This window comes from Mesorhizobium sp. RCAM 05099 (assembly GCF_059683685.1).
Genome location: NZ_CM185035.1, coordinates 1356584 through 1375799 on the forward strand (window position 1 = coordinate 1356584; position 19216 = coordinate 1375799).

The 19216-nt window shown below is 63.8% G+C and carries 19 protein-coding genes, 1 tRNA gene and 1 pseudogene; 7 read left to right on the forward strand and 14 right to left on the reverse strand.

Annotated elements, in window-relative coordinates; genetic code table 11:
- Positions 1-18 precede the first annotated feature (18 nt).
- The 3 genes from AC56QQ_RS06715 to AC56QQ_RS06725 form a co-directional block, all read right to left on the reverse strand.
- Positions 19-1101, reverse strand: a complete 1083-nt coding sequence (locus AC56QQ_RS06715; protein WP_497126002.1) for an ABC transporter ATP-binding protein — start codon at positions 1099-1101, stop codon at positions 19-21.
- The gene (locus tag AC56QQ_RS06720; protein WP_497128895.1) at positions 1098-2678 is read right to left on the reverse strand and encodes an ABC transporter permease; all 1581 of its coding nucleotides are present in this window, start codon (positions 2676-2678) and stop codon (positions 1098-1100) included. Before AC56QQ_RS06720 ends, AC56QQ_RS06715 begins: the two co-directional genes overlap by 4 nt.
- A 174-nt stretch (positions 2679-2852) precedes the next feature.
- The gene (locus AC56QQ_RS06725) at positions 2853-3860 is read right to left on the reverse strand and encodes an iron ABC transporter substrate-binding protein (protein ID WP_497126003.1); all 1008 of its coding nucleotides are present in this window, start codon (positions 3858-3860) and stop codon (positions 2853-2855) included.
- Positions 3861-4186: 326 nt separating this feature from the next.
- On the opposite strand from AC56QQ_RS06725, the gene AC56QQ_RS06730 reads away from it, so the two are divergent.
- The 3 genes from AC56QQ_RS06730 to AC56QQ_RS06740 all read left to right on the forward strand — a co-directional run bounded on the left by AC56QQ_RS06730 (position 4187) and on the right by AC56QQ_RS06740 (position 7523).
- Positions 4187-4738, forward strand: a complete 552-nt coding sequence (locus tag AC56QQ_RS06730) for a sigma-70 family RNA polymerase sigma factor (RefSeq protein WP_497126004.1) — start codon at positions 4187-4189, stop codon at positions 4736-4738.
- A 1-nt stretch (position 4739) separates the two neighbouring features.
- On the forward strand, positions 4740-5378 hold the full coding sequence (locus AC56QQ_RS06735) for an NrsF family protein (protein WP_497126005.1): 639 nt from the start codon (positions 4740-4742) through the stop codon (positions 5376-5378).
- A 165-nt stretch (positions 5379-5543) separates the two neighbouring features.
- The gene (locus AC56QQ_RS06740; RefSeq protein ID WP_497128897.1) at positions 5544-7523 is read left to right on the forward strand and encodes a PAS domain S-box protein; all 1980 of its coding nucleotides are present in this window, start codon (positions 5544-5546) and stop codon (positions 7521-7523) included.
- Between the two features lie 132 nt (positions 7524-7655).
- On the opposite strand, the gene AC56QQ_RS06745 is transcribed toward AC56QQ_RS06740, so the two are convergent.
- The 7 genes and pseudogenes from AC56QQ_RS06745 to AC56QQ_RS06775 form a co-directional block, all read right to left on the reverse strand.
- Positions 7656-8534: a 3-hydroxybutyryl-CoA dehydrogenase gene (locus AC56QQ_RS06745; protein WP_489857989.1), complete on the reverse strand. Its 879-nt coding sequence runs from the start codon at positions 8532-8534 to the stop codon at positions 7656-7658.
- A gap of 117 nt (positions 8535-8651) precedes the next feature.
- Positions 8652-9581 carry an electron transfer flavoprotein subunit alpha/FixB family protein gene (locus tag AC56QQ_RS06750; RefSeq protein WP_497126006.1) on the reverse strand — a complete coding sequence of 310 codons (930 nt, stop codon included), beginning with the start codon at positions 9579-9581 and terminating at the stop codon, positions 8652-8654.
- A gap of 23 nt (positions 9582-9604) precedes the next feature.
- Positions 9605-10354, reverse strand: coding sequence for an electron transfer flavoprotein subunit beta/FixA family protein (locus AC56QQ_RS06755; protein ID WP_497126007.1), 750 nt, complete (start codon positions 10352-10354; stop codon positions 9605-9607).
- A 181-nt stretch (positions 10355-10535) separates the two neighbouring features.
- Positions 10536-11333, reverse strand: a complete 798-nt coding sequence (locus AC56QQ_RS06760; protein ID WP_497126008.1) for a rhomboid family intramembrane serine protease — start codon at positions 11331-11333, stop codon at positions 10536-10538.
- A 31-nt stretch (positions 11334-11364) separates the two neighbouring features.
- Complete coding sequence (locus AC56QQ_RS06765; RefSeq protein ID WP_489857986.1) at positions 11365-11946, reverse strand: cob(I)yrinic acid a,c-diamide adenosyltransferase; 582 nt, start codon at positions 11944-11946, stop codon at positions 11365-11367.
- 25 nt (positions 11947-11971) lie between these two features.
- Positions 11972-12163: a twin transmembrane helix small protein gene (locus AC56QQ_RS06770; RefSeq protein ID WP_256751747.1), complete on the reverse strand. Its 192-nt coding sequence runs from the start codon at positions 12161-12163 to the stop codon at positions 11972-11974.
- A 24-nt stretch (positions 12164-12187) separates the two neighbouring features.
- Positions 12188-13052, reverse strand: a pseudogene (locus AC56QQ_RS06775) (SDR family oxidoreductase).
- A gap of 59 nt (positions 13053-13111) precedes the next feature.
- Here AC56QQ_RS06775 and AC56QQ_RS06780 point away from each other — a divergent pair.
- Entirely contained in the window at positions 13112-13960 is an 849-nt protein-coding gene (locus tag AC56QQ_RS06780) for a YihY/virulence factor BrkB family protein (protein WP_489857984.1), read from the forward strand.
- Here the strand turns inward: AC56QQ_RS06780 and AC56QQ_RS06785 are convergent.
- Together AC56QQ_RS06785 and gluQRS are read right to left on the reverse strand one after the other, a co-directional pair.
- Positions 13930-14838 carry a DMT family transporter gene (locus tag AC56QQ_RS06785; RefSeq protein WP_489863419.1) on the reverse strand — a complete coding sequence of 303 codons (909 nt, stop codon included), beginning with the start codon at positions 14836-14838 and terminating at the stop codon, positions 13930-13932. The two genes, AC56QQ_RS06780 and AC56QQ_RS06785, sit on opposite strands and share 31 nt — an antisense overlap.
- A gap of 150 nt (positions 14839-14988) precedes the next feature.
- Positions 14989-15864: a tRNA glutamyl-Q(34) synthetase GluQRS gene (gluQRS, locus tag AC56QQ_RS06790; protein ID WP_497128899.1), complete on the reverse strand. Its 876-nt coding sequence runs from the start codon at positions 15862-15864 to the stop codon at positions 14989-14991.
- Positions 15865-15937: 73 nt separating this feature from the next.
- Between gluQRS and AC56QQ_RS06795 the strand changes: the two genes are divergently transcribed.
- Positions 15938-16579, forward strand: coding sequence for a DNA-3-methyladenine glycosylase family protein (locus tag AC56QQ_RS06795; protein ID WP_489863418.1), 642 nt, complete (start codon positions 15938-15940; stop codon positions 16577-16579).
- Positions 16580-16707: 128 nt separating this feature from the next.
- Positions 16708-17265 carry an HNH endonuclease gene (locus AC56QQ_RS06800; RefSeq protein ID WP_008874122.1) on the forward strand — a complete coding sequence of 186 codons (558 nt, stop codon included), beginning with the start codon at positions 16708-16710 and terminating at the stop codon, positions 17263-17265.
- A 161-nt stretch (positions 17266-17426) separates the two neighbouring features.
- Here AC56QQ_RS06800 and AC56QQ_RS06805 read toward each other — a convergent pair whose 3' ends face one another.
- Together AC56QQ_RS06805 and AC56QQ_RS06810 are read right to left on the reverse strand one after the other, a co-directional pair.
- Positions 17427-17945 carry a disulfide bond formation protein B gene (locus tag AC56QQ_RS06805; protein WP_497126009.1) on the reverse strand — a complete coding sequence of 173 codons (519 nt, stop codon included), beginning with the start codon at positions 17943-17945 and terminating at the stop codon, positions 17427-17429.
- 90 nt (positions 17946-18035) lie between these two features.
- Positions 18036-18623 carry a YqaA family protein gene (locus AC56QQ_RS06810; protein ID WP_497126010.1) on the reverse strand — a complete coding sequence of 196 codons (588 nt, stop codon included), beginning with the start codon at positions 18621-18623 and terminating at the stop codon, positions 18036-18038.
- Positions 18624-18886: 263 nt separating this feature from the next.
- Between AC56QQ_RS06810 and AC56QQ_RS06815 the strand changes: the two genes are divergently transcribed.
- A tRNA-Leu gene (locus AC56QQ_RS06815) sits at positions 18887-18971 on the forward strand.
- Positions 18972-19216 lie beyond the last annotated feature (245 nt).

Consider the following 19216-nt stretch of genomic DNA (forward strand, 5'->3'; position numbering starts at 1 on the left):
TGTTAACGCGCGGGGCGCTCAGGCGAACACGTGCGCTTTTCCCAACACGGTCAGCCGGACAATCTCGCCGACCGCAGGGGCATCCATGCCCGGCTTGCGCAGGATCAGCGGCGTGTTGCCGATCGCGGCCGCATCGGGCGGGTCGGCATTGTTCAGGAGCCGCACCGCGATCATGCACATCGAGCCGCCGAATTCCGATTCGGTCACTTCGCCGAACAGCATATCGGGCGTGCCCGACATGCCCTCACGCGACGTTCTTTTCAAGGCGATCTGCTCCGGCCGCAGCATGATGCGGGCCACGTCGCGATTGTCGGCGGTGTCAACCGGGATGCGGCCGAGCGGCGAGTTGGCGAAACCGCCCGATATCTTTGCCGGCAGGATGATGGCGTCGCCGAGGAACTCGGCGATCATCCTGTCCCTGGGTCTGAGATAGAGCTCGCGCGGCGTGTCGACCTGCGAGAACTTGCCGTCGCGCATTACCGCCACCTGGCTGGCGAAGGACAGCGCCTCGGCCTGGTCGTGCGTCACCAGGATGGTGGTGATGCCGGCCGCTTCCAGAAGCTCGGCCACCGCCTTGCGCATCGAGGCGCGCAGGCCGGTGTCCAGCGCCGAGAACGGCTCGTCGAGAAGCATCAGCCGAGGCTTCATCGCCATGGCACGTGCCAGCGCCACACGCTGCTGCTGGCCACCGGAGAGCTCGTGCGGGCGGCGTTTGAGGATCGCCTTGTCCAGTCCGACGATGTAGGCGAGTTCGACGATGCGCTCGGAGCGCTTGTCGTCGCCGCGGCTGATGCCGAAACCGATGTTGTCGCCGATGGTCAGATGCGGGAACAGGGCGCCGTCCTGCGCCACCACGCCGATGCCGCGGCGGTGCGCCGGCACGGCATTGCCGCCATTGGCCAGCACTTCGCCGTCCAGCGCGATGCGGCCCTGGTCAGGCGCCTCGAAACCAGCGATCAGCCGCAGCAAGGTCGTCTTGCCGCAGCCGGACGGGCCGACGATCGCCGTGCGGCTGCCGCTGGCGACACTCAGATCGACACCGGCAAGTGCCGCGACCGGGCCGTAATGCTTGTGCAGGCCACTGATTTCGAGAAAGCTCATCGTCCGGCCATCCGTTTCGACTGGACATAGAGCAGCCAGGTCAGGGGCAGCGACATCGCCACCATGATGAAGGCGTAAGGCGCCGCCGAGGCATAATCAATCTCGCCGCTATAGGACCAGAACGCCATCGCCAGCGTGCGGGTGCCGTTCGGCGCCAGCATCTGGGTCGCGGTCAGCTCGTTCATGATGCCGAGCGCCACCAGCGCCATGCCGGCCGCGGCACCCGGCGCCGATAGGCGGATTGTCGTCGACCACAGCGCATTGAGCGGCGGCCGGCCGAGACTTGAGGCGGCGCGTTCGAGCTCGACCGGTGCCTGGGCGATCGAAGCCCGCAGGCTGACAAGGGCTCGCGGCAGGAACATCAGCGCATAGGCAACCAGGATGGTGAACAGGGTCTGGTAGAGCGGCAGCGCGATGCGCACGGTGATGGTGACCAGCGCCAGCGCAATGACGACCCCGGGCAGCGAGCCGACAATGTAGTTGCAGCTCTCCAGCAGGCGCTGCAGCGGTCCCGGCGCGCGTATCGAAATCCAGGCCATCGGCATGGCGGCAACGGTGGCCAGCAACGCGCCGGCGAGAGCCAGGAACAGCGTCTGGCCTAGTGCCAGGCCAATCTCGTCGAAGCGCCAGACTTCCATGCCGCCGGCGACAAGCCAGCGGCCGATGGTGACGAACGGCACGCCAAGCGCCAGCAGTGTGGTGGCGAGAAGCAGCAACAGGCTGGGGATGGTGGCGCGACCGAGACGCGCGCGCTGCTGATAGCGCGCGGCGCCGGAGCCGACGCGGGCATAGCGCTCTTCGCCGCGCACGAGCACTTCGATGCCGAGCAGCACGAAGCAGCAGCTCACCAGCACGCCGGCCAGCATATTGGCTGCCGGTCCGTTGAAGGTCGACTGGAACTGGTCGACGATCGCGGTGGTGAAGGTATCGAAGCGGATGAAGACATAGAGGCCATACTCGGCCAGCAGATGCAGTCCAACCAGCAGCGAGCCGCCGCATATGGCGAGACGCAGTTGCGGCAGCACGACGCGCAGGAAGACACGCCAGGGTCCAAGGCCGAGCGCCGCCGCGGCGTCCTCCAGGGCAGGGTCGAGACGGCGCAGTGCCGCCGACACCGTCAGATAGAGGAACGGGAAATAGGCGATGACGGAAACAAGCACGCCAGCCCAAAGACCGTGCAGCCGGGGCACCATGGTGATCCACGCATAGCTGTGCACGAAAGCGGGGATGGCCAGCGGCGCCACGCACAGCCAGGACCAGAGCCGGGCGCCAGGCAGATCGCTGCGTTCGGTCAGCCAGGCCAGCGCAACCGACAGCACGATAGCGATCGGCACGGCCAGCAACACCAGCAGGCCGGTGTTGACCAGAAGCTCGCCGACGCGCGGCCGAAAGACCAGCGCCGAGACGGTTTCCCAGCCGGTTTGCACCGCGATCCAGATAATGAAGGCAAGCGGCAGCAGCGACAGCAGCGAAACGAAGACGGCAGCGATGACTATCCATGGCGCCATGCGCCGCAGCGTTCTTTGGCCTGTGCCCGAAGGCAGGCCCGAGCGCGCGAGATCGACCGCGGACTGCATCAGTTCAGGCGCCGCGCCGCTGCCGCCCGGTGGCAGCAATTGAAGGACCGCGATTGCGGTCGGGAACACAGCGTGTCGTCATGGACGAATGCCATCTCGAAAAACAAAGCACTCCCGCGGAAGGTGAATTCCCCGCGCGAGCGCGGTCGGTTGTCCTTTTAGGACGAACGGCAACTAAAGCAAGCCGGCTGCGGTCATCAGGTCGGTGACCTTCTTGGAGTTCAAGGTCGTCGCGTCGACCTTTGGCGCCTGCAGATCGGCCAGCGGCACCAGCTTCGGATTGGACTCGGCACCCTTGCCGACCGCGTATTCGAAGGAATCGCCGGTTTTCAGGATGTCCTGGCCACCCTTGCCGGTAACCCATTTCAGGAAGGCCTGGGCTTCTTTCGGATGCTTGCTCGAGGCCAGCACGCCGCCGCCGGAAATCGAGACAAAGGCACCCGGGTCCTGGTTCTTGAAGTAGTGCAGTTCGACATTCTTGCTGTTCTCGCCCGTCTTGGCCTGATCGCCGAAGTAGTAATAGTGGTAGATCACGCCGCCTTCGATCTCGCCGGCGTTGACCGCCTTCATCACCGTGCTGTTGCCCTTGTAGGCGGTGAAATTCGTTTTCATCGCCTTCAGCCAGTCCGCCGTGGCGGCTTCGCCCTTGAGCTGAAGAAGCGCGCTGACGATGGCCTGAAAATCGGCACCAGATGGCGAGGCGGCCCAGCGGCCTTTCCAGCTTGGGTCGGCGAGATCGAGCAGCGACTTGGGCAACTGATCGGCGTTGAGCTTGGTCTTGTTGTAGGCAAAGACGGTGCTGCGCGCCGCGATGCCGACCCATTTGCCGCTGGCCGGCTGATAGTCCTGCGGAACCTGCGCCAGCGTGTCGGCGTCGACGGGTGCGAACAGGCCGGCACTCTCGACCAGCACCATGGCCGGCGAGTTTTCCGTCAGGAACACGTCGGCCGGCGAGGATGAGCCTTCGGCGACGATCTGGTTGGAGAAGTCGCTGTCGCCGCCATTGCGCACGGTGACCTTGATGCCGGTTTCCTTGGTGAAGCCTTCGGCCCACGCCTTGGTCAGGTTTTCGTGCTGGGCGTTGTAGACAATGATGCCATCGTCTTCCGCCATCGCCGGGCCGGCGATCAGGCCGATTGCAAGCGCTGCCGCGCCGGCAAGGGTGGAAAGAGCGTATCTCATGGCGTCGTCCTCGGTCTCGTTGGTCTTGGTCTCGCAGGCTGCACCTATCGATACCTGACAGCGATAGTCAAGATTGATGATCTGCTTCAATCGGTCGCTGAGGCGCAAAGGCTGGTGACAGATGGACAATTCCGCGTGATGCCAGCTCGGCGGATTGGCGCGTGATGTGCCCGCGAAGCTGTTGCCGGTGGAGGGCGAAGCGGTTTGCGGTCGCCGCTAAAGAACCCGCAAACTTTCGTGATTTGCCCGTAGTTTGCCTTGGACATTATTTCGCCGGCCACGTAACAAATCAGCGCCGAGACGCGAAAACCGGGGGAGTAACTCTTGTGAGCGGCAAGGACGAGGCCGAGCTTTCCCGGCTGATGCGAGCCGCGATCGCGGGAGACGAAAAGGCCTATGGAGACTTTCTGCACCGGATCGCCGCGCTGGTCCGCGGTTTTGTCAGGCGCAAGATCGTACAGGGCGGGGTCGATCCCGAGGATGTCGTGCAGGAAACCTTGCTGGCCATTCATGTGAAACGGCATACCTGGCGCCAGGACGCGCCGGTGTTGCCGTGGATCTATGCGATCGCCCGCTTCAAGCTGATCGATGCCTTCCGGCGGCGCGGACGACGTATCGAGATCGATGTCGACGATATCGCCGAGACTTTCGCCGAGCCGGAAACGGAGACCGTCAGCGAGCGCGATATCAACCGGGCCCTGGACGGGCTGTCGCCGGCACAGCGTTCCGTGGTTTCGGCCGTATCGGTGGAAGGACGGTCAATCGGCGAGACGGCGGCGAAATTCGGCATCAGCGAAACGGCGGTGCGGGTGTCGCTGCATCGGGGGCTTGCCGCGATAGCCAAGCGATTTGGGCAGGGGCGGTTCGGGCGGGAATGACATGAGGACGGACGATCTCATCAAGGCGCTGGACGCCGATGCCCGCGGCAGGGCGATGCCTCTGAGCTCGGCCTGGTGGCTGGCCGCCGGTGCGGCCGCCATCATCGCGGCAGTCGTTTTCCTGCTGACGATCGGCCCGCGCCCGGACTTCATGACAGCGATGCACACGATGCGCTTTGTCTCAAAGTTCCTTTTCACCATCGTGCTTGCTGTCAGCGCCTTCGCGCTGATCCGTGTCTTGTCGACGCCTGGCGCGGCCACCGGCCGGGCGATGGCCTGGATGATGGCCGCTCCACTGCTGGTCGCTGTGGCGGTGGTTCTGGAGCTTTTCGCTGTGCCGGAAGCCGACTGGGGAACGCGCCTTGTCGGCTCCAACATGATGATCTGCATGGGTTTCATTCCGCTGATCGGCATCGGCCCGCTTGCCATCTTCCTGTGGATGCTGCGCTACGGCGCGCCGACACGGCCGGTGCTTGCCGGGGCGGTCGCCGGCCTGCTCGCCGGCGGACTGGCGGCGACCTTCTACGCCGCGCACTGCTTTGACGATTCGCCGCTTTTCGTCGCCACCTGGTACACTATCGCCATCGCGGTGCTCGCGCTGCTCGGCGCGCTCGGCGGGCGGCTATTCGTGCGCTGGTAAGTGCCCGTCGCGATCACGCTGCGCGCACACTGATTCTTAATCATGCCGGCAATGTTTGTCGGTTGGCGATGGCACCGGCATGCCCTACGCAACCTTTCCTTAAAGCCAATCCATCAGGGTCAGCGCGACAACATCGGCTTGCGCACGGGGGTGGCACGTATCGCGATGTGGCGAGGATTGATCGGCCGACGATTTTTTGGGCACGCAGGGTCGGCGCTGCTTGTGGCCGGCCTCTGTGCCGCGGTTGCCTCGATGGTGTTGTCGCGACTGGATCCCGGTGCTGACGCGCTGAAACTCTGCCTGCGGATATCGGTAGCGGTTGCGGTGGGTGGCCTCTTCCTCGCCGCCCTGTTGGCTCGCCGGATCACCAAGGACCGCCGGCAGATCGCGCAGAGCGAAGAGCGCTTCCGCCGCGCCATGAAGGATTCGGCGATCGGCATCGCCGTTGTCGGCCTCGACGGGAGCATTCTCGAGGCCAATCCGGCCTTCGCCGCCATGCTTGGCTACAGCCGCCAGGATATCGAGGCGCTGACCTTCTTCCAGATCACCCATCCCGACGATCTGCAGATCGGGCGGGAAACTATGGACGGTCTGAAGGCGGGCAACGTCGACGCCTTCCAATTCGAGAAGCGTTACCTGCGAAAGGACGGCACGCCCGTCTGGGCCCATCTTGCCGGTTCCGTCATTCGCGACGAGAAAAGCGGCCGTCCGCTCTATCTGGTCTCGCAGATCGAGAACATCGACGCACGCAAGCAGGCCGAGGCGCGTGTCGCCGAAGCGGAAACGCGCTGGAATTTCGCTCTCGCCGGCGCCGGCCAAGGCGTCTGGGACCTCGACATGCGCAAGGGCGGCACGACCTATTCCTCGACCTGGGTCAGGATGCTTGGTTATGCGGATGGCGAGCTCGATGGCGATCCCGACCATTGGCTGACGATGATCCATCCCGATGATCGCGAGACCGTCGCCGAGGCGGATCGCGCCCATCTCGACGGCAAGACGCCATTCTTCGAAGCCGAGTTCAGGATGCGCCACAAGGACGGCCACTGGATGTGGATCCTCGACCGCGGCAAGGTCATCGAGCGTGACGCCGAGGGGAGGCTGATCAGGGCCATTGGCAGCCTGACCGACATTACCCGGCGCAAGGAGGTCGAAGAGCGCCTCGCTGTGTCGGCGACAATGCTCGCCGATGAGAAGGAGCGACTCAGAGTGACGCTCCAGTCGATCGGTGATGCCGTTATCTGCACCGACGCCGCGAACCGCGTCACCTTCATGAATCCGGTCGCCGAAAAGCTGACCGGAGTTTCCGGCGGCGAGGCCCTTGGCAAGATGCTCGGCCATGTCTACTGGGCGGTAGACGAGGAGACGGGTCACAGGATCGGCGTAACCCGACCGGCGATCGGCGGCCAAGCCCCTTCCGACCAGAACAGCCGCGCCGTCCTCATCCGGCGCGACGACACGCGATGCAGCATCCGTCAGGTCGTGTCGCCGATCATCAACGAGCGGAACGAGTTCTGCGGACTGGTCATCGTCTTCCAGGATTTCACCGATGCGCGCGCGCTGCAGCGACAGCTTGCCCACGCCGCTGCGCATGACGCGCTGACCGGCCTGGCCAATCGCTCGAGCTTCATCCGCACGATGGAGGAACTGGTCGATCAGGCGCGCAAGGACGGCACGACAGTGTCGGCCGGAGGCGGCGGACATCAGTTCATGTTTATCGACCTCGATCACTTCAAACTGGTCAACGACACCGGCGGCCACGCGGCGGGAGACGCCTTGCTCAAGCGGGTCGCCGAGGCTATCCGCGGCGTCCTTGGTCCCGAAGACATCGTCGCGCGTCTGGGCGGCGACGAATTCGCGGTCATCCTGAAATCGGGTTCGGCTGCCCGCGCCAAGATCGTGGCGCGATCCATTATCGATGCGATAGCCGGCCTGGATTTCACCTGGGATGGCCGTCCCCACCTGATCGGCGCCAGCGTCGGATTGGCTGCGATCGGCGCCAATTGTGGCGAGGTCGACGAAATCATAGCGAGCGCCGACGCAGCTTGCTATGCCGCCAAGGCGGCCGGCCGTGGATGCGTTTCCGTGGCGCCGCATAGGGTCGACAACAAGACAGAGCCATCCGAGCCGCGGGCTGCCGCGTCCTGAGCAGGGTCAATCGGCCGGCGGCCTGTTCGCTGACGCGGACCTGACCAGAGCTCTTTGTTTCACGCAATTCCCAAGGGAAAGCGCTGTGCGCTTTTCCCGGGAAAACCGTTTCACACTTTTCCTGGAATTGCTTTAGCGCGTCGGAACGGGCTGTTCGCCGCGATAGTCGTAGAAACCACGCCCGGTCTTGCGGCCGAGCCAGCCGGCCTCGACATATTTGACCAGCAGCGGGCAGGGGCGGTATTTCGAATCCGACAGGCCGTCATGCAGCACCTGCATGATCGACAGGCAGGTGTCGAGGCCGATGAAATCGGCAAGCTGCAGTGGCCCCATCGGATGGTTGGCGCCGAGCCGCATGGCAGTGTCGATGGCGTCGACCGAGCCGACGCCCTCGTAGAGCGTGTAGATCGCCTCGTTGATCATCGGCAGCAGGATGCGGTTGACGATGAAGGCCGGAAAATCCTCCGAAACGGTGATCGTCTTGTCGAGCTGCTTCACATAGGTCTTTGCCGCCTCGAAGGTCTGGTCCTCGGTGGCAATGCCGCGCACCAGCTCGACCAGCTTCATCAGCGGCACCGGATTCATGAAATGGATGCCGATGAAACGCTCCGGCCGGTCGGTCTGCGCGGCGAGCCGCGTGATCGAGATCGACGAGGTGTTCGTCGCCAGGATGGCTTCGGGATTGAGCAGCGGACAGAGCTGCGCGTAGATCTTGCGCTTGACCGTCTCATCTTCGGTCGCCGCCTCGATCACGAGATCGGCGCCGGCAAGGTCGGCCATGGCCGGTGCTGCCGAAATGCGCGCCATCGCGTCGTTGCGCACCTTCTCGTCAAGCTTGCCGGACCCGACCTGACGGGCCATGTTGCCGCTGATGGTGGCGATGCCCTTCTCGATACGGTCGGGCGATATGTCGTAGATCAGCACCTTGTAGCCCGAAAGCGCGGAGACATGGGCGATGCCGCCGCCCATCTGGCCCGCGCCGATGATGCCGATCGTCTCGATCTTGCTCATTACACCGATCCCGTCAAAAGGCCTTTGCAGCCTGCTTTTTGTGCGGTGCAAACTAAAAGGGCGGGGCGACTTCGTCTACCCCACCCCTCACAATTTAATACGGTTTGGCAGAAAGCGTCAAAGCGCCTTTTGCAGTTCCGGCAGGATGACGAAGAGGTCGCCGACAAGGCCATAGTCGGCAACCTGGAAGATCGGTGCCTCCTCGTCCTTGTTGATGGCGACGATGACCTTGGAATCCTTCATGCCGGCAAGGTGCTGGATGGCGCCGGAGATGCCGACGGCTATGTAGAGATCGGGCGCCACCACCTTGCCGGTCTGGCCGACCTGCCAGTCGTTCGGCGCATAGCCGGCATCGACTGCGGCACGCGATGCACCAACGGCGGCCCCGAGCTTGTCGGCGACCGGCAGGATGACCTCCTGGAACTTCTCCGAGGAGCCGAGCGCGCGGCCGCCCGAGATGATGATCTTAGCCGAGGTCAGTTCCGGACGGTCAGTCTCCGAGAGCCTGTTCTCGACGAAGGTCGAGAGGCCGGGATTGGCCGCCGCCTTGATGGTCTCGACCGCTGCCGAGCCACCCTCGGGGGCCGCCTGGAAGGAGGCCGTGCGGACAGTGATGACCTTCTTGGCGTCGCTCGACTGCACCGTCTGGATGGCGTTGCCGGCATAGATCGGCCGCTTGAAGGTGTCGGGCGACACCACTTCGATGATCTCGGACACCTGCGCGACATCGAGGAGCGCGGCCACGCGCGGCGCGACATTCTTGCCCGACGAGGTCGCCGGCGCGATGATGGTGTCATAGGCGCCGGCCAGCGACACAACGAGCGCGGCCATTGGTTCGGCGAGACGCTCGGTGAGTTCGTCGGCGTCGGCGAGCAGCACCTTGCTTACGCCCTTGAGCTTGGCGGCGGCATCCGCTGCCGGCTTGGCGCCCTTGCCGGCAACCAGCACATGCACGTCCGAACCGATCTGCAGGGCCGCAGAAAGCGCCTTGGCGGTCTGCTCGGAAAGGGTGGCGTTGTCGTGTTCCGCAATCAGAAGAATAGCCATTTTCTTGTTCCTTTCCCGATCGCTTACAAAACGCCGGCTTCGTTCTTGAGCTTGTCGACCAGTTCGGCGACGCTCTTGACCTTGACGCCCGCCTTGCGGCCGCTTGGCTCCTCGGTCTTGATGACCTTCAGCCGCGGCTTGACGTCGGCGCCGTAGTCGGCCGGGGTCTTTTCGTCGAGCTGCTTCTTCTTGGCCTTCATGATGTTGGGCAGCGAGGCATAGCGCGGCTGGTTGAGGCGAAGGTCGGCGGTGACGATCGCCGGCATCTTCAACTCCACTGTCTGCAGGCCGCCGTCGACTTCGCGCGTCACCTTGACCTTGTCGCCGTCGATCACCACCTTGGAAGCGAAGGTGCCTTGCGCCCAGCCGAGCAGTGCGGCCAGCATCTGGCCGGTCTGGTTGGAATCGTCGTCGATCGCCTGCTTGCCGAGGATGACGAGGCCAGGCTGTTCGGCGTCGACCACACCCTTCAGCACCTTGGCGACGCCGAGCGGCTCGGTCTGCTCGTCGGTCTTGACCAGGATGGCGCGATCCGCGCCCATGGCGAGCGCGGTGCGCAGGGTTTCCTGCGCCTGCTGCGGGCCGATCGAAACGACGATGATCTCTTCAGCCTTGCCGGCTTCCTTCAGCCGGATCGCTTCCTCGACCGCGATCTCGTCGAACGGGTTCATCGCCATCTTGACGTTGGCGAGTTCCACCGCCGAACCGTCAGCCTTCACGCGAACCTTCACATTTGCATCCACAACCCGCTTCACGGGCACAAGGATCTTCATTTGCCTGTCACCTCTTCACGATAGTTGGGCGCGCTATAACAGCCTGCGCCCCTTCTGAGTTGTCGAAAGCCGACATTCCGGATGGAAATTCTGGTCTTTGACCGCCTTGGGCTCAGACGGAGACGTTTCCGTAGTTGCGGCAACCCTGCACGTCAATACGCCGCAAGCCGGTCAAATCGGTTCAGTCGGGACTGGAAGTGTTTCCTCGCCCCCAGCGCGGCATCGCGGCGGGCGGCTCGGGCGTCACCGGGGCGGAAACCGGAGACTGCTCGGGACGGGCAACGGCGCCATCCTCGTCAGCGGGCGCAAACAGCGGCACGCCGCGGCTGCGCAGGACAAGCACCAGCACGGCTCCGGCGATGATGCCGCCGATATGGCAGGCCCAGGAAATCTGGTCCTCGCCCCCGGCGACGAACATCACCACCTGGAAAAGCACCCACAGGACGAGCGGGATGAAGGCTGGAATGCGTAGCGGGATGCGGGCAAAGGCCAGCACCCATACCTTCACGCGCGGATAGAGGATCAGATAGGCGACGACCACGCCGGCAATGGCACCCGACGCACCGATCAGCGGCACCTGCGAGTCCCATCCGACGAGCCCCTGGAAGGCAGCTCCGGCGATGGCGCACAAGACATAGAAGATGAGGTAGCGGAAATGGCCGAGCGCGTCCTCGACATTGTCGCCGAACACCCACAGGAACAGCATATTGCCGCCCAGGTGGAAGATGTCGGCATGCAGGAAGGAATAGGTGAGATAGCTCAGGCTCTCGGGGATGACGACAAAGCGGGGGTCGAGTTCGGCGGTGTCATGAACGACCGACGGGATGAAGCCGAGGCCGAGCACCGCCGCATTGGTGAACGTCTCGCCGCCGAGCGATGTGATGAGATAGACCACGGCGTTGACCACGATCAGGCCGATCGTCACATATTGCAGCCTGATATGCCGCAGCCTGTTGGTGTCGTAAAGCGGGATGAACATCGATCCCCGGCCCCTTCCGCTTTCGGACAGTTCAGCGGTTCTTGCCGGGAACCCATAGCACGTCGGCATTTCCGTTGTCATTGACCGCACGGGCGGCGACAAACAGGAAATCCGAGACACGGTTGATGTATTTCAGCGCGTCGCGGTTGACGTGCTCGCGCGGGTCCTGGGCCAGGGCCACGATCAGCCGTTCGGCCCGCCGCGCCACGGTGCGGGCCAGATGCAAGGCGGCGGCCGCCGGCGAGCCGCCGTTCAGCACGAAGGATCTGAGCGGCTGAAGGTCCTTGTTGAGCAGGTCGATATCCTTTTCGATCCGGTCGGTCTGCGCGGCGATGATGCGTAGCGGTTCATAGCCGAGCGGCTTGCCGTCGTCGGGCACGGCGAGATCGGCGCCGAGATCGAAGAGATCGTTCTGGATGCGGGAAAGCATGGCGTCGATCGCCTGATAGGTCTGCGCGGTGTGGACGCGGGCCATGCCGATACAAGCATTGGCCTCGTCGACCGTGCCATAGGCGTCAACCCGCAGATCGGATTTCAGCCGCCGTTCGCCGGTTCCGAGACCCGTGGTGCCATCGTCGCCGGTGCGGGTGTAGATCTTGTTGAGCTTGACCACGTCGCCTCCTGGACGGCCGGTTTCCTCACTTGCGGGTGAAATACACCGCCAGCAGAATCAGCGCCAGCGCCATGGCCTGCAGGAGAACGCGCGCCTGCATCAGCTTGTTCGAGGTGACGCCGGAACCGCCACGCATCATATTGATGAGACCGCGAATGAGCACGATCACCACGGCGACCATGACCAGAATGGCGAGGATGTTGAAGGTGGTGGCCATTGTTGCGTTCCCAGTTCCCTTGCGTCAGGCGCGTTTGGCGAGCAGGCGGTAGAGCATCGATGCCGGCAGGATGCGCTTGAGCACGACGCCGATTCTGGCCGGCACTGTTACCACATAGTGCGGACGCGGGCGCCGCGACAGAAGTGCATGGCGCAGGGCCTTGTGAACCACTTCCGGCCCGGGCTTCAGCCGTGATCGGCTGCCGCCGGCCCTCAGCCGTTCCAGCTGCGCCTGGTAGTCCGCACGATGCACGGAATTCTCGTGGTCGATGTTCTTCAAGAACCACACCAGGCCGTTGCTGGCGATCTTCGATGTCACCGGCCCCGGCTCGATCAGCGAGACATGGACGCCGCTGCCGGCCAGTTCCTGGCGCTGGCAAAGCATCAAGGCCTCCAGCGCGTGTTTCGACGCCGAATAGGCGCCGCGAAAGCGCACCGGCGTCAGGCCGAGGATCGACGAACAATGGACGATGCGGCCATGACCCTGACGGCGCATCACCGGCACCAGACGGCGGGTCAGGTCATGCCAGCCGAAGAAATTCGCCTCGAATTGCTGCTTGAGCGCCGCAACGGCCAAGTCCTCGACGGCGCCGGGCTGAGCGTAGGCGCCGTTGTTGAACAGGGCATCGAGCTTGCCGCCCGTGCGTTCCAGAACCGATGCAACCAGCGCCTCAATGGATGCGGCTTCGCTATAGTCGAGGTAGAAAGCCTCGATGCCGTCAGCCTCCAGCGCGGCGATATCCTCAGGCTTGCGCCGTCGCGAACACCCGCCAGCCTTCAGTCTTCAACGCACGCGCGCAGTGGGCGCCTATTCCCGAGGATGCGCCGGTGACGATGATCGAGCGCAATTCTCGCGCCTGACTGTTCGTGGTTTCGCCAAGGGTTGCCATTTGCCGCAATCCCTTCCCATATTCCCGGCGTGGAGACAATTGGAGGGACGCGGTTCTCAATGCGGAAGATCGTAGCCCTCAAGCGCGTTCTCTATGACGCGCTCGGCCATTTCAACACCGATGACGGCTGGGCGATGGCCAGCCATCTGGCGATCACCTCGTTGATGGCGCTATTCCCGTTCCTGATCTTTGCCACGACGCTCGCCAGCTTCCTTGGCGCGCAGGCGTTCTCCGACACGGCGGTGCACCTGGTCTTCGACACCTGGCCCGAACAGATCGCCAAGCCGATCGCGCGTGAAGTGCTCAATGTGCTGACCGTCAGGCGTACCGACCTTTTGACCTATGGCGTGCTGCTGGCCGCCTACTTTGCCTCGAATGGCATCGAGGCGCTGCGCACCTCGCTCAACCGCGCCTATCGCGTCTCGGAAACACGTGGCATTATCTACCGCCGGGTGCAGAGCATCGTCTTCGTGCTGATCGCGACGGCCGGGTTCCTGGCCATCAGCGTGCTTCTGGTGTTCGCGCCGCTGCTGGCGCGGCTCGCCGAAGCCCATATCGAAGGTATCAAGCCCTATATGGGCACGATCACGCTATGGCGTTACGTCATCGCCTCGGTGGTCATTGTCGGCGGGCTGTTTGCCGTGCATTTCTGGCTCCCGGCGGGCAAGCGCCGCTTCGTGTCGATCGTACCCGGCATCATCTTCACCTTGGCGGCATGGCTTGTCGGCTCGACCGTCTTCGCTTCCTACCTCGATCATTTCTCGTCCTATGTGACGACCTATGCCGGCCTTGCCTCGATCATGATCGCGGTGGTTTTCCTCTATATGATCTCGGCGATCTTCATCCTCGGCGGCGAGCTCAATGCCGCGATCAGCCGCTACCTGGAGGCGCGCGCCCGAGTCGGCTGACCCTGTGCCTTGGTCTGTCGAGCTGTTGCCAGGCCAACCCCGAAGGTCGTGATCGCCATGCCGACAATCTGCAGCGCATTGAGCTGCTCGTCGAACAGGGCCCAGGCGATGATAGCCGTCACCGCCGGCACCAGGTAGAACAGCGAGGCGACCTTCGACATCTCGCCGTCGCGGATCATCACCATCAACAGGAAGATGGCGCCGAGCGACAGCACCAGCACCAGCCAAGCCATGGCGAAGATCAATTCGCCGTTGATGACCACGGTGCGTGTTTCAAAAGCGAGCGAGGCCAGTATCATCAGCGAGGCGCCGCCGACATACTGCCACATGGTCGCCGCGACGAGGTCGCCGCCGGAGGCGAAGCGCTTCTGCCAGATGGTGCCGGCGCTCATGCCGAGCACTGAGACCAGCGAGGCGGTGAGCGTGGCCGCCGTCACGCCGCCGCCTAGCGCACCAAGCTTTGGCCACAGCACGATGACGATGCCGACGAGGCCGATGCCCAGGCCAAGCCAGTGGCGCGGCAGGATCGCCTCGCCGAGAAACTTGCCGGCAAGAACGGCCGTGATCAGCGGCTGCAAGCCGACGATCAGGGCCGAGAACCCGGCCGGCATGCCCCTGTGGATGGCCCAGAAGACGGCGCCGAGATAGACGCCATGCATGAGGATGCCGGCGCCGGTGGCATGCAGCGCTTCCTTGCGCGTGGCTCGCTTCGAGCCCAGCACGGGCATCAGGACAGCCAGCAGGATGGCAGCTATGACGAAACGCGCGGCGAGGAAGGTGAACGGCTCCGCCCATGGCATGGCGTAGCGCGCGCCGATGAAGCCGGTTGCCCACAGGACAACGAAGGTGGCGGGGATGAACCGCTTGATGCTGTGCATTTTCCGGAGACCGCCGCGCTGGTGAGAATTGACCTGGCGATGCTCTAATGCGGTTCAACCCGGCGCGCAAAACGAAACGATTGATCCATGCATCACCGGAATTCAACGGGCGGCGAATTAGACGCGTGGTTTGTTCGAACCGCGCAGGGATCAAAGCCCGACCATCCGCCTGACGTCCTCCGGGGACGCGCCGGCATCGCGCAAGGCGGCAAGGCCCGTGTCCTTCAGGCTCTTCGACAGCTTTCGTCCGTCCGGTCCGAGGATGAGACGATGGTGGAAATAGGCCGGCCGCGGCAGTTCCAGGATTTCCTGAAGCAGGCGCTGCACGCCGGTGGCGGAAAACAGATCCTGTCCGCGCACGACATGGCTGACGCCTTGCAACGCATCGTCCATGACGACCGCGAGGTGGTAGCTGGTCGGGATATCGCGGCGCGCCACGATCACGTCGCCCCAGTCCTGCGGACGGGCTTCGACGGAGCGCGTCGCGGAAAGCGTCTCATCGACGAATTCGGCCCATGCGAGGTCGTGGCCCGCACGCGCCATGGCGGTGCTGACATCAAGCCGCCAGGCGAAGGGCGTATTCTCGGCGATCCGCCGCTTGCGTTCCTTGACCGGCAGCGCCTTGTCGGCCGGGGGATAGAGCGGCACGCCGTCGGGATCGCGCGGCCAGTCGCGCCCGCGCTGTTCGCTTTCGGTGATGAAAGCACGGATTTCGCCACGGCTCATGAAGGCGGGGTAGACGAGGTCCTCGCGGATCAACCGGTCAAGCGTCGCCCCATACTCGGCGAAATGCTCGGACTGGCGGCGCACCGGCTGTTCCCAGACAAGCCCCAGCCACTTCAGATCGGCTAGCATGCCTGCCTCGAATTGTGGCGTGCAGCGCGTCGTGTCGATGTCCTCGATGCGCAGCAGCAGCCGGCCGCCGGCGGCGCGCGCCAATTTTTGGTTGAGCAGCGCCGAATAGGCATGGCCGAGATGCAGTTCGCCGTTGGGGCTGGGAGCGAAGCGGAATGTCAGGAGTGTCATCTGTCCGGCGGCAATCATGTTTTGCGGCGCTTCGCCAATTGCTACCTTGTAGAGGATCAAGGAACAAGAATGCATGCAACGCATCGCCACGCTCGACGACATTGCACGGGGGCTCGACGCGCTTTGCGTGATCGACCCGCGGCTGGAAAAGGTGCGTGGCATGGCAGGCGAAGTGCCGCTGCGGCTCTCCGAGCCAGGGTTCAGGAGCCTCGCCTCGATCGTCGTCTCACAGCAAGTGTCCCGCGCCAGCGCCGATGCCATCTTCGGACGGCTGACCAGGCTCGTCGATCCGTTGACGCCGCAGGCGATCCTTGCCGCCGGCGAGGACATGTTTCGCGAGGCCGGCCTGTCGCGGCCGAAGCAGCGTGGTCTGGTCGCCGTTGCCCAGGCCGTGGTCGGCGGCCTCGACCTTCACCACCTCTGTTCGCTCGACGCCCAGGAGGCGATCACGACGATGACGGCGGTGCCCGGCATCGGTCCCTGGACGGCGGAAGTGTATCTTTTGTTCGCCGCCGGCCACCCCGATATCTTCCCCGCGCGCGACGTCGCCTTGCAGAGCGCGGTCGGCCACGCGCTCGGCATCGATCCGCGTCCGCCGGAGAAAACGCTGATCGCATTGGCCGAATCATGGAGCCCGTGGCGAGGTGTCGCATCGCGGCTTTTCTGGTCCTACTACCGCGAAACAAAGGGGCGGGATGCCGCGCCCCCGGCCTGAATCCGCGAAAAGGCATAAAAATCATACATTTTTGGCGCTTCAGCGACGCGACAATCCGCTTCACATCCCTGTCATGTCGGGCTTACAGTATCCGCGCCGTTCGGTCCTAGAACGAAGGAGGTCAACACGTGACGGTTGCCGTATCTCCGGATGGGCTTCCAGCGCTGGTGCTGAATGCGGATTACCGTCCGCTCAGCTATTACCCCTTGTCGCTCTGGTCGTGGCAGGACGCCATCAAAGCGGTGTTCCTCGACCGGGTGAATATCGTCGCCGAATACGAGCACGCCGTATCCTCGCCGACCTTCTCGATGAAGCTGCCGAGCGTCGTCAGCCTGAAGGCCTATGTGAAGCCGTCCAGGCATCCGGCCTTCACCCGCTTCAATGTCTTCCTGCGCGACCGCTTCCAGTGCCAATATTGCGGCACGCCGGAGGATCTGACCTTCGATCACGTCATCCCCCGCCATCGTGGCGGCGCGACGACGTGGGAGAATGTCGTCGCCGCCTGTTCGCCATGCAATCTCAGGAAGGGCGGCATGATGCCGGCGCACGCCAAGATGTGGCCGCTGCAGAAGCCCTACCAGCCGACGGTGCACGACCTGCACAACAACGGCCGCCTGTTCCCGCCCAACCATCTGCATGAGAGCTGGATGGATTATCTGTACTGGGATGTCGAACTCGAACCCTGAGATCGTCCGAGAATTCGGGAGGCTGGCCGTCTGGAGCGATTGTCTGCGCTTCCGATGCTCACAGACCAAATGTCCGCTCCGCTTCGGTTCTCGACAATCACTCCATACGACTCAGCCTGCCGAATTCTTGAACGATCTCGGATCGGCTCAGTTCTGGTGAGTTAGTCGCGGGTGAGGGCGCCGCGGAAGGCGACGGCGGCGAGGACAAGGCTGGCGATGGCGTTCCAGCCGGCCAGCGACAGGCCGAGGATGCGTAGCGCCGCCTTGTCGCAGGAGGGCGGCACGAATTTGTCGAGCGCGTCGAGCACGCCCTTGCCGCCGGTATCGACCGGCCCTGCGCCCGCGGTGCAATCGGTCGGGCCTGCCCACCACGCCCATTCGACGCCGGAATGGTAGACGCCGAGATAGAGGCCGTAGAGCATCAGCAGGCCGCCGATGGCCAGCAGGCCGCGCGTCACCCATGCGGGCGCTTGCAGCGTTGATGCAAGCACCGCCAGCACCATCAACGGCACGCCGACATAGTAGGGTGTGCGCTGCTCGAGGCAGAGATGGCATGGGATGTATCCGCCGAAATATTGGAAGCCCAGCGCCGAGCCGACCGTGGCGGCCATGGCGACTGCGAGAAACAAGGCGGTCCGCGTCCGCTGGCGTCCGGTGTCGGCATTCATGGTCGCTGTCATGGGTCTTTCGTCCGTTGCGTTCGCCGCCCGCTCAGTCTCGTTTCAATCCATGTGTCCCAAAGCCGCCGGGCACTTTTTGGGCGACATGGACTAGAGGGCGTATTTGACCAGGATATAGAGCAAAATCAGGGCAGCCGCCGCGGCACCCGCGATCAGGCCAAGGCGCTTTTCGATGAACTCGCGGATCGGCTCGCCGTAACGGCGCAACAGCCAGGCCAGCAGCAGGAAGCGGGCGCCGCGTGCCACGATCGCCAGCACGATGAACAGCGCCAGATTGACGCCGATGACGCCGGACAGGATGGTCACCACCTTGATCGGCGGCAAATGGGCAGCGCCCGAAGTGACCAGCATCAGGATGATGAAGCCGACGCCTGACGAGGTGCGCAACTGTTCGAATTCGTCATATTTGCCATAGAATTCGAGGATGGGCCTCGCCACCGCGTCATAGGCGTAGTGGCCGATGAACCAGCCGGCGATGCCTCCCAGCACCGAGGCGACGGTGGCGATCAGCGCGTAACGATAGGCGCGATCCGGCCGCGACAGCGCCATCGGCAAGAACAGCACGTCGGCCGGCACCAGAAACACCGAGCTTTCGACGAAAGCGATGAAGGCCAGCCACCATTCGGCGGATTTCCTGGCCGCCAGCGACAAGGTCCAGTCGTAAAGTCCGCGAAGCATCGGCACTCCTAATGCGTGTCGCCCAAAAGTGCGCAGCGGTTTCGGGACAAGACAAGGAACCCAAAGCACGCCATCCGTCCTTTCAGACACGCCGCGCCTTGATGCGCCGCCTGTCTAGAAAGATTTTCCGCGCTGCACAATGGCAGGGCCATCACGAAATCGAAAGGCGCAGTTTGGTCGCATCCGGGGCACCTGAGAATTGGCCTGTTGACGAACAGGCCTCCGACCGTATAGTCCGCGCCCATCCAGGCCGCCCGGCCTGAGCCCCTATGGCGGAATTGGTAGACGCGCTCGACTCAAAATCGAGTTCCGCAAGGAGTGCTGGTTCGATCCCGGCTAGGGGCACCAATTCATTTGTCGAGCCATCGGCGCTCAGCGCATGTTGCCGGTGTGGCCCTGCGAATCACGCTGCCCGGCCCCTTCGAACGGCCTTGCTCCACTTGTGCGAGCCGCGGTTCGAAACGAAGAGCTTTGTCCCGTCACGGCTCACGACAAACCCGTGCGTTCCGATACCGGTGGCGATGAAGCCGATCTCGGAAAAGCTGTCTCCGTCGATCACGCCCGTCGTTCATCATGTCGGCGACATGGAAGAC

What these genes read in the sequence shown, in the direction of transcription:
- AC56QQ_RS06770 (WP_256751747.1), bottom strand. Translation starts at nt 12,163, where the DNA reads ATGGCCACCACCTTCAACATCCTCGCCATTCTGGTCATGGTCGCCGTG.
- AC56QQ_RS06715 (WP_497126002.1), bottom strand. Translation starts at nt 1,101, where the DNA reads ATGAGCTTTCTCGAAATCAGTGGCCTGCACAAGCATTACGGCCCGGTC.
- AC56QQ_RS06810 (WP_497126010.1), bottom strand. Translation starts at nt 18,623, where the DNA reads ATGCTTCGCGGACTTTACGACTGGACCTTGTCGCTGGCGGCCAGGAAA.
- AC56QQ_RS06720 (WP_497128895.1), bottom strand. Translation starts at nt 2,678, where the DNA reads ATGCAGTCCGCGGTCGATCTCGCGCGCTCGGGCCTGCCTTCGGGCACA.
- AC56QQ_RS06725 (WP_497126003.1), bottom strand. Translation starts at nt 3,860, where the DNA reads ATGAGATACGCTCTTTCCACCCTTGCCGGCGCGGCAGCGCTTGCAATC.
- AC56QQ_RS06745 (WP_489857989.1), bottom strand. Translation starts at nt 8,534, where the DNA reads ATGAGCAAGATCGAGACGATCGGCATCATCGGCGCGGGCCAGATGGGC.
- AC56QQ_RS06785 (WP_489863419.1), bottom strand. Translation starts at nt 14,838, where the DNA reads ATGCACAGCATCAAGCGGTTCATCCCCGCCACCTTCGTTGTCCTGTGG.
- gluQRS (WP_497128899.1), bottom strand. Translation starts at nt 15,864, where the DNA reads ATGACACTCCTGACATTCCGCTTCGCTCCCAGCCCCAACGGCGAACTG.
- AC56QQ_RS06805 (WP_497126009.1), bottom strand. Translation starts at nt 17,945, where the DNA reads ATGACAGCGACCATGAATGCCGACACCGGACGCCAGCGGACGCGGACC.
- AC56QQ_RS06750 (WP_497126006.1), bottom strand. Translation starts at nt 9,581, where the DNA reads ATGGCTATTCTTCTGATTGCGGAACACGACAACGCCACCCTTTCCGAG.
- AC56QQ_RS06780 (WP_489857984.1), top strand. Translation starts at nt 13,112, where the DNA reads ATGCGGAAGATCGTAGCCCTCAAGCGCGTTCTCTATGACGCGCTCGGC.
- AC56QQ_RS06760 (WP_497126008.1), bottom strand. Translation starts at nt 11,333, where the DNA reads ATGTTCATCCCGCTTTACGACACCAACAGGCTGCGGCATATCAGGCTG.
- AC56QQ_RS06735 (WP_497126005.1), top strand. Translation starts at nt 4,740, where the DNA reads ATGAGGACGGACGATCTCATCAAGGCGCTGGACGCCGATGCCCGCGGC.
- AC56QQ_RS06795 (WP_489863418.1), top strand. Translation starts at nt 15,938, where the DNA reads ATGCAACGCATCGCCACGCTCGACGACATTGCACGGGGGCTCGACGCG.
- AC56QQ_RS06755 (WP_497126007.1), bottom strand. Translation starts at nt 10,354, where the DNA reads ATGAAGATCCTTGTGCCCGTGAAGCGGGTTGTGGATGCAAATGTGAAG.
- AC56QQ_RS06740 (WP_497128897.1), top strand. Translation starts at nt 5,544, where the DNA reads ATGTGGCGAGGATTGATCGGCCGACGATTTTTTGGGCACGCAGGGTCG.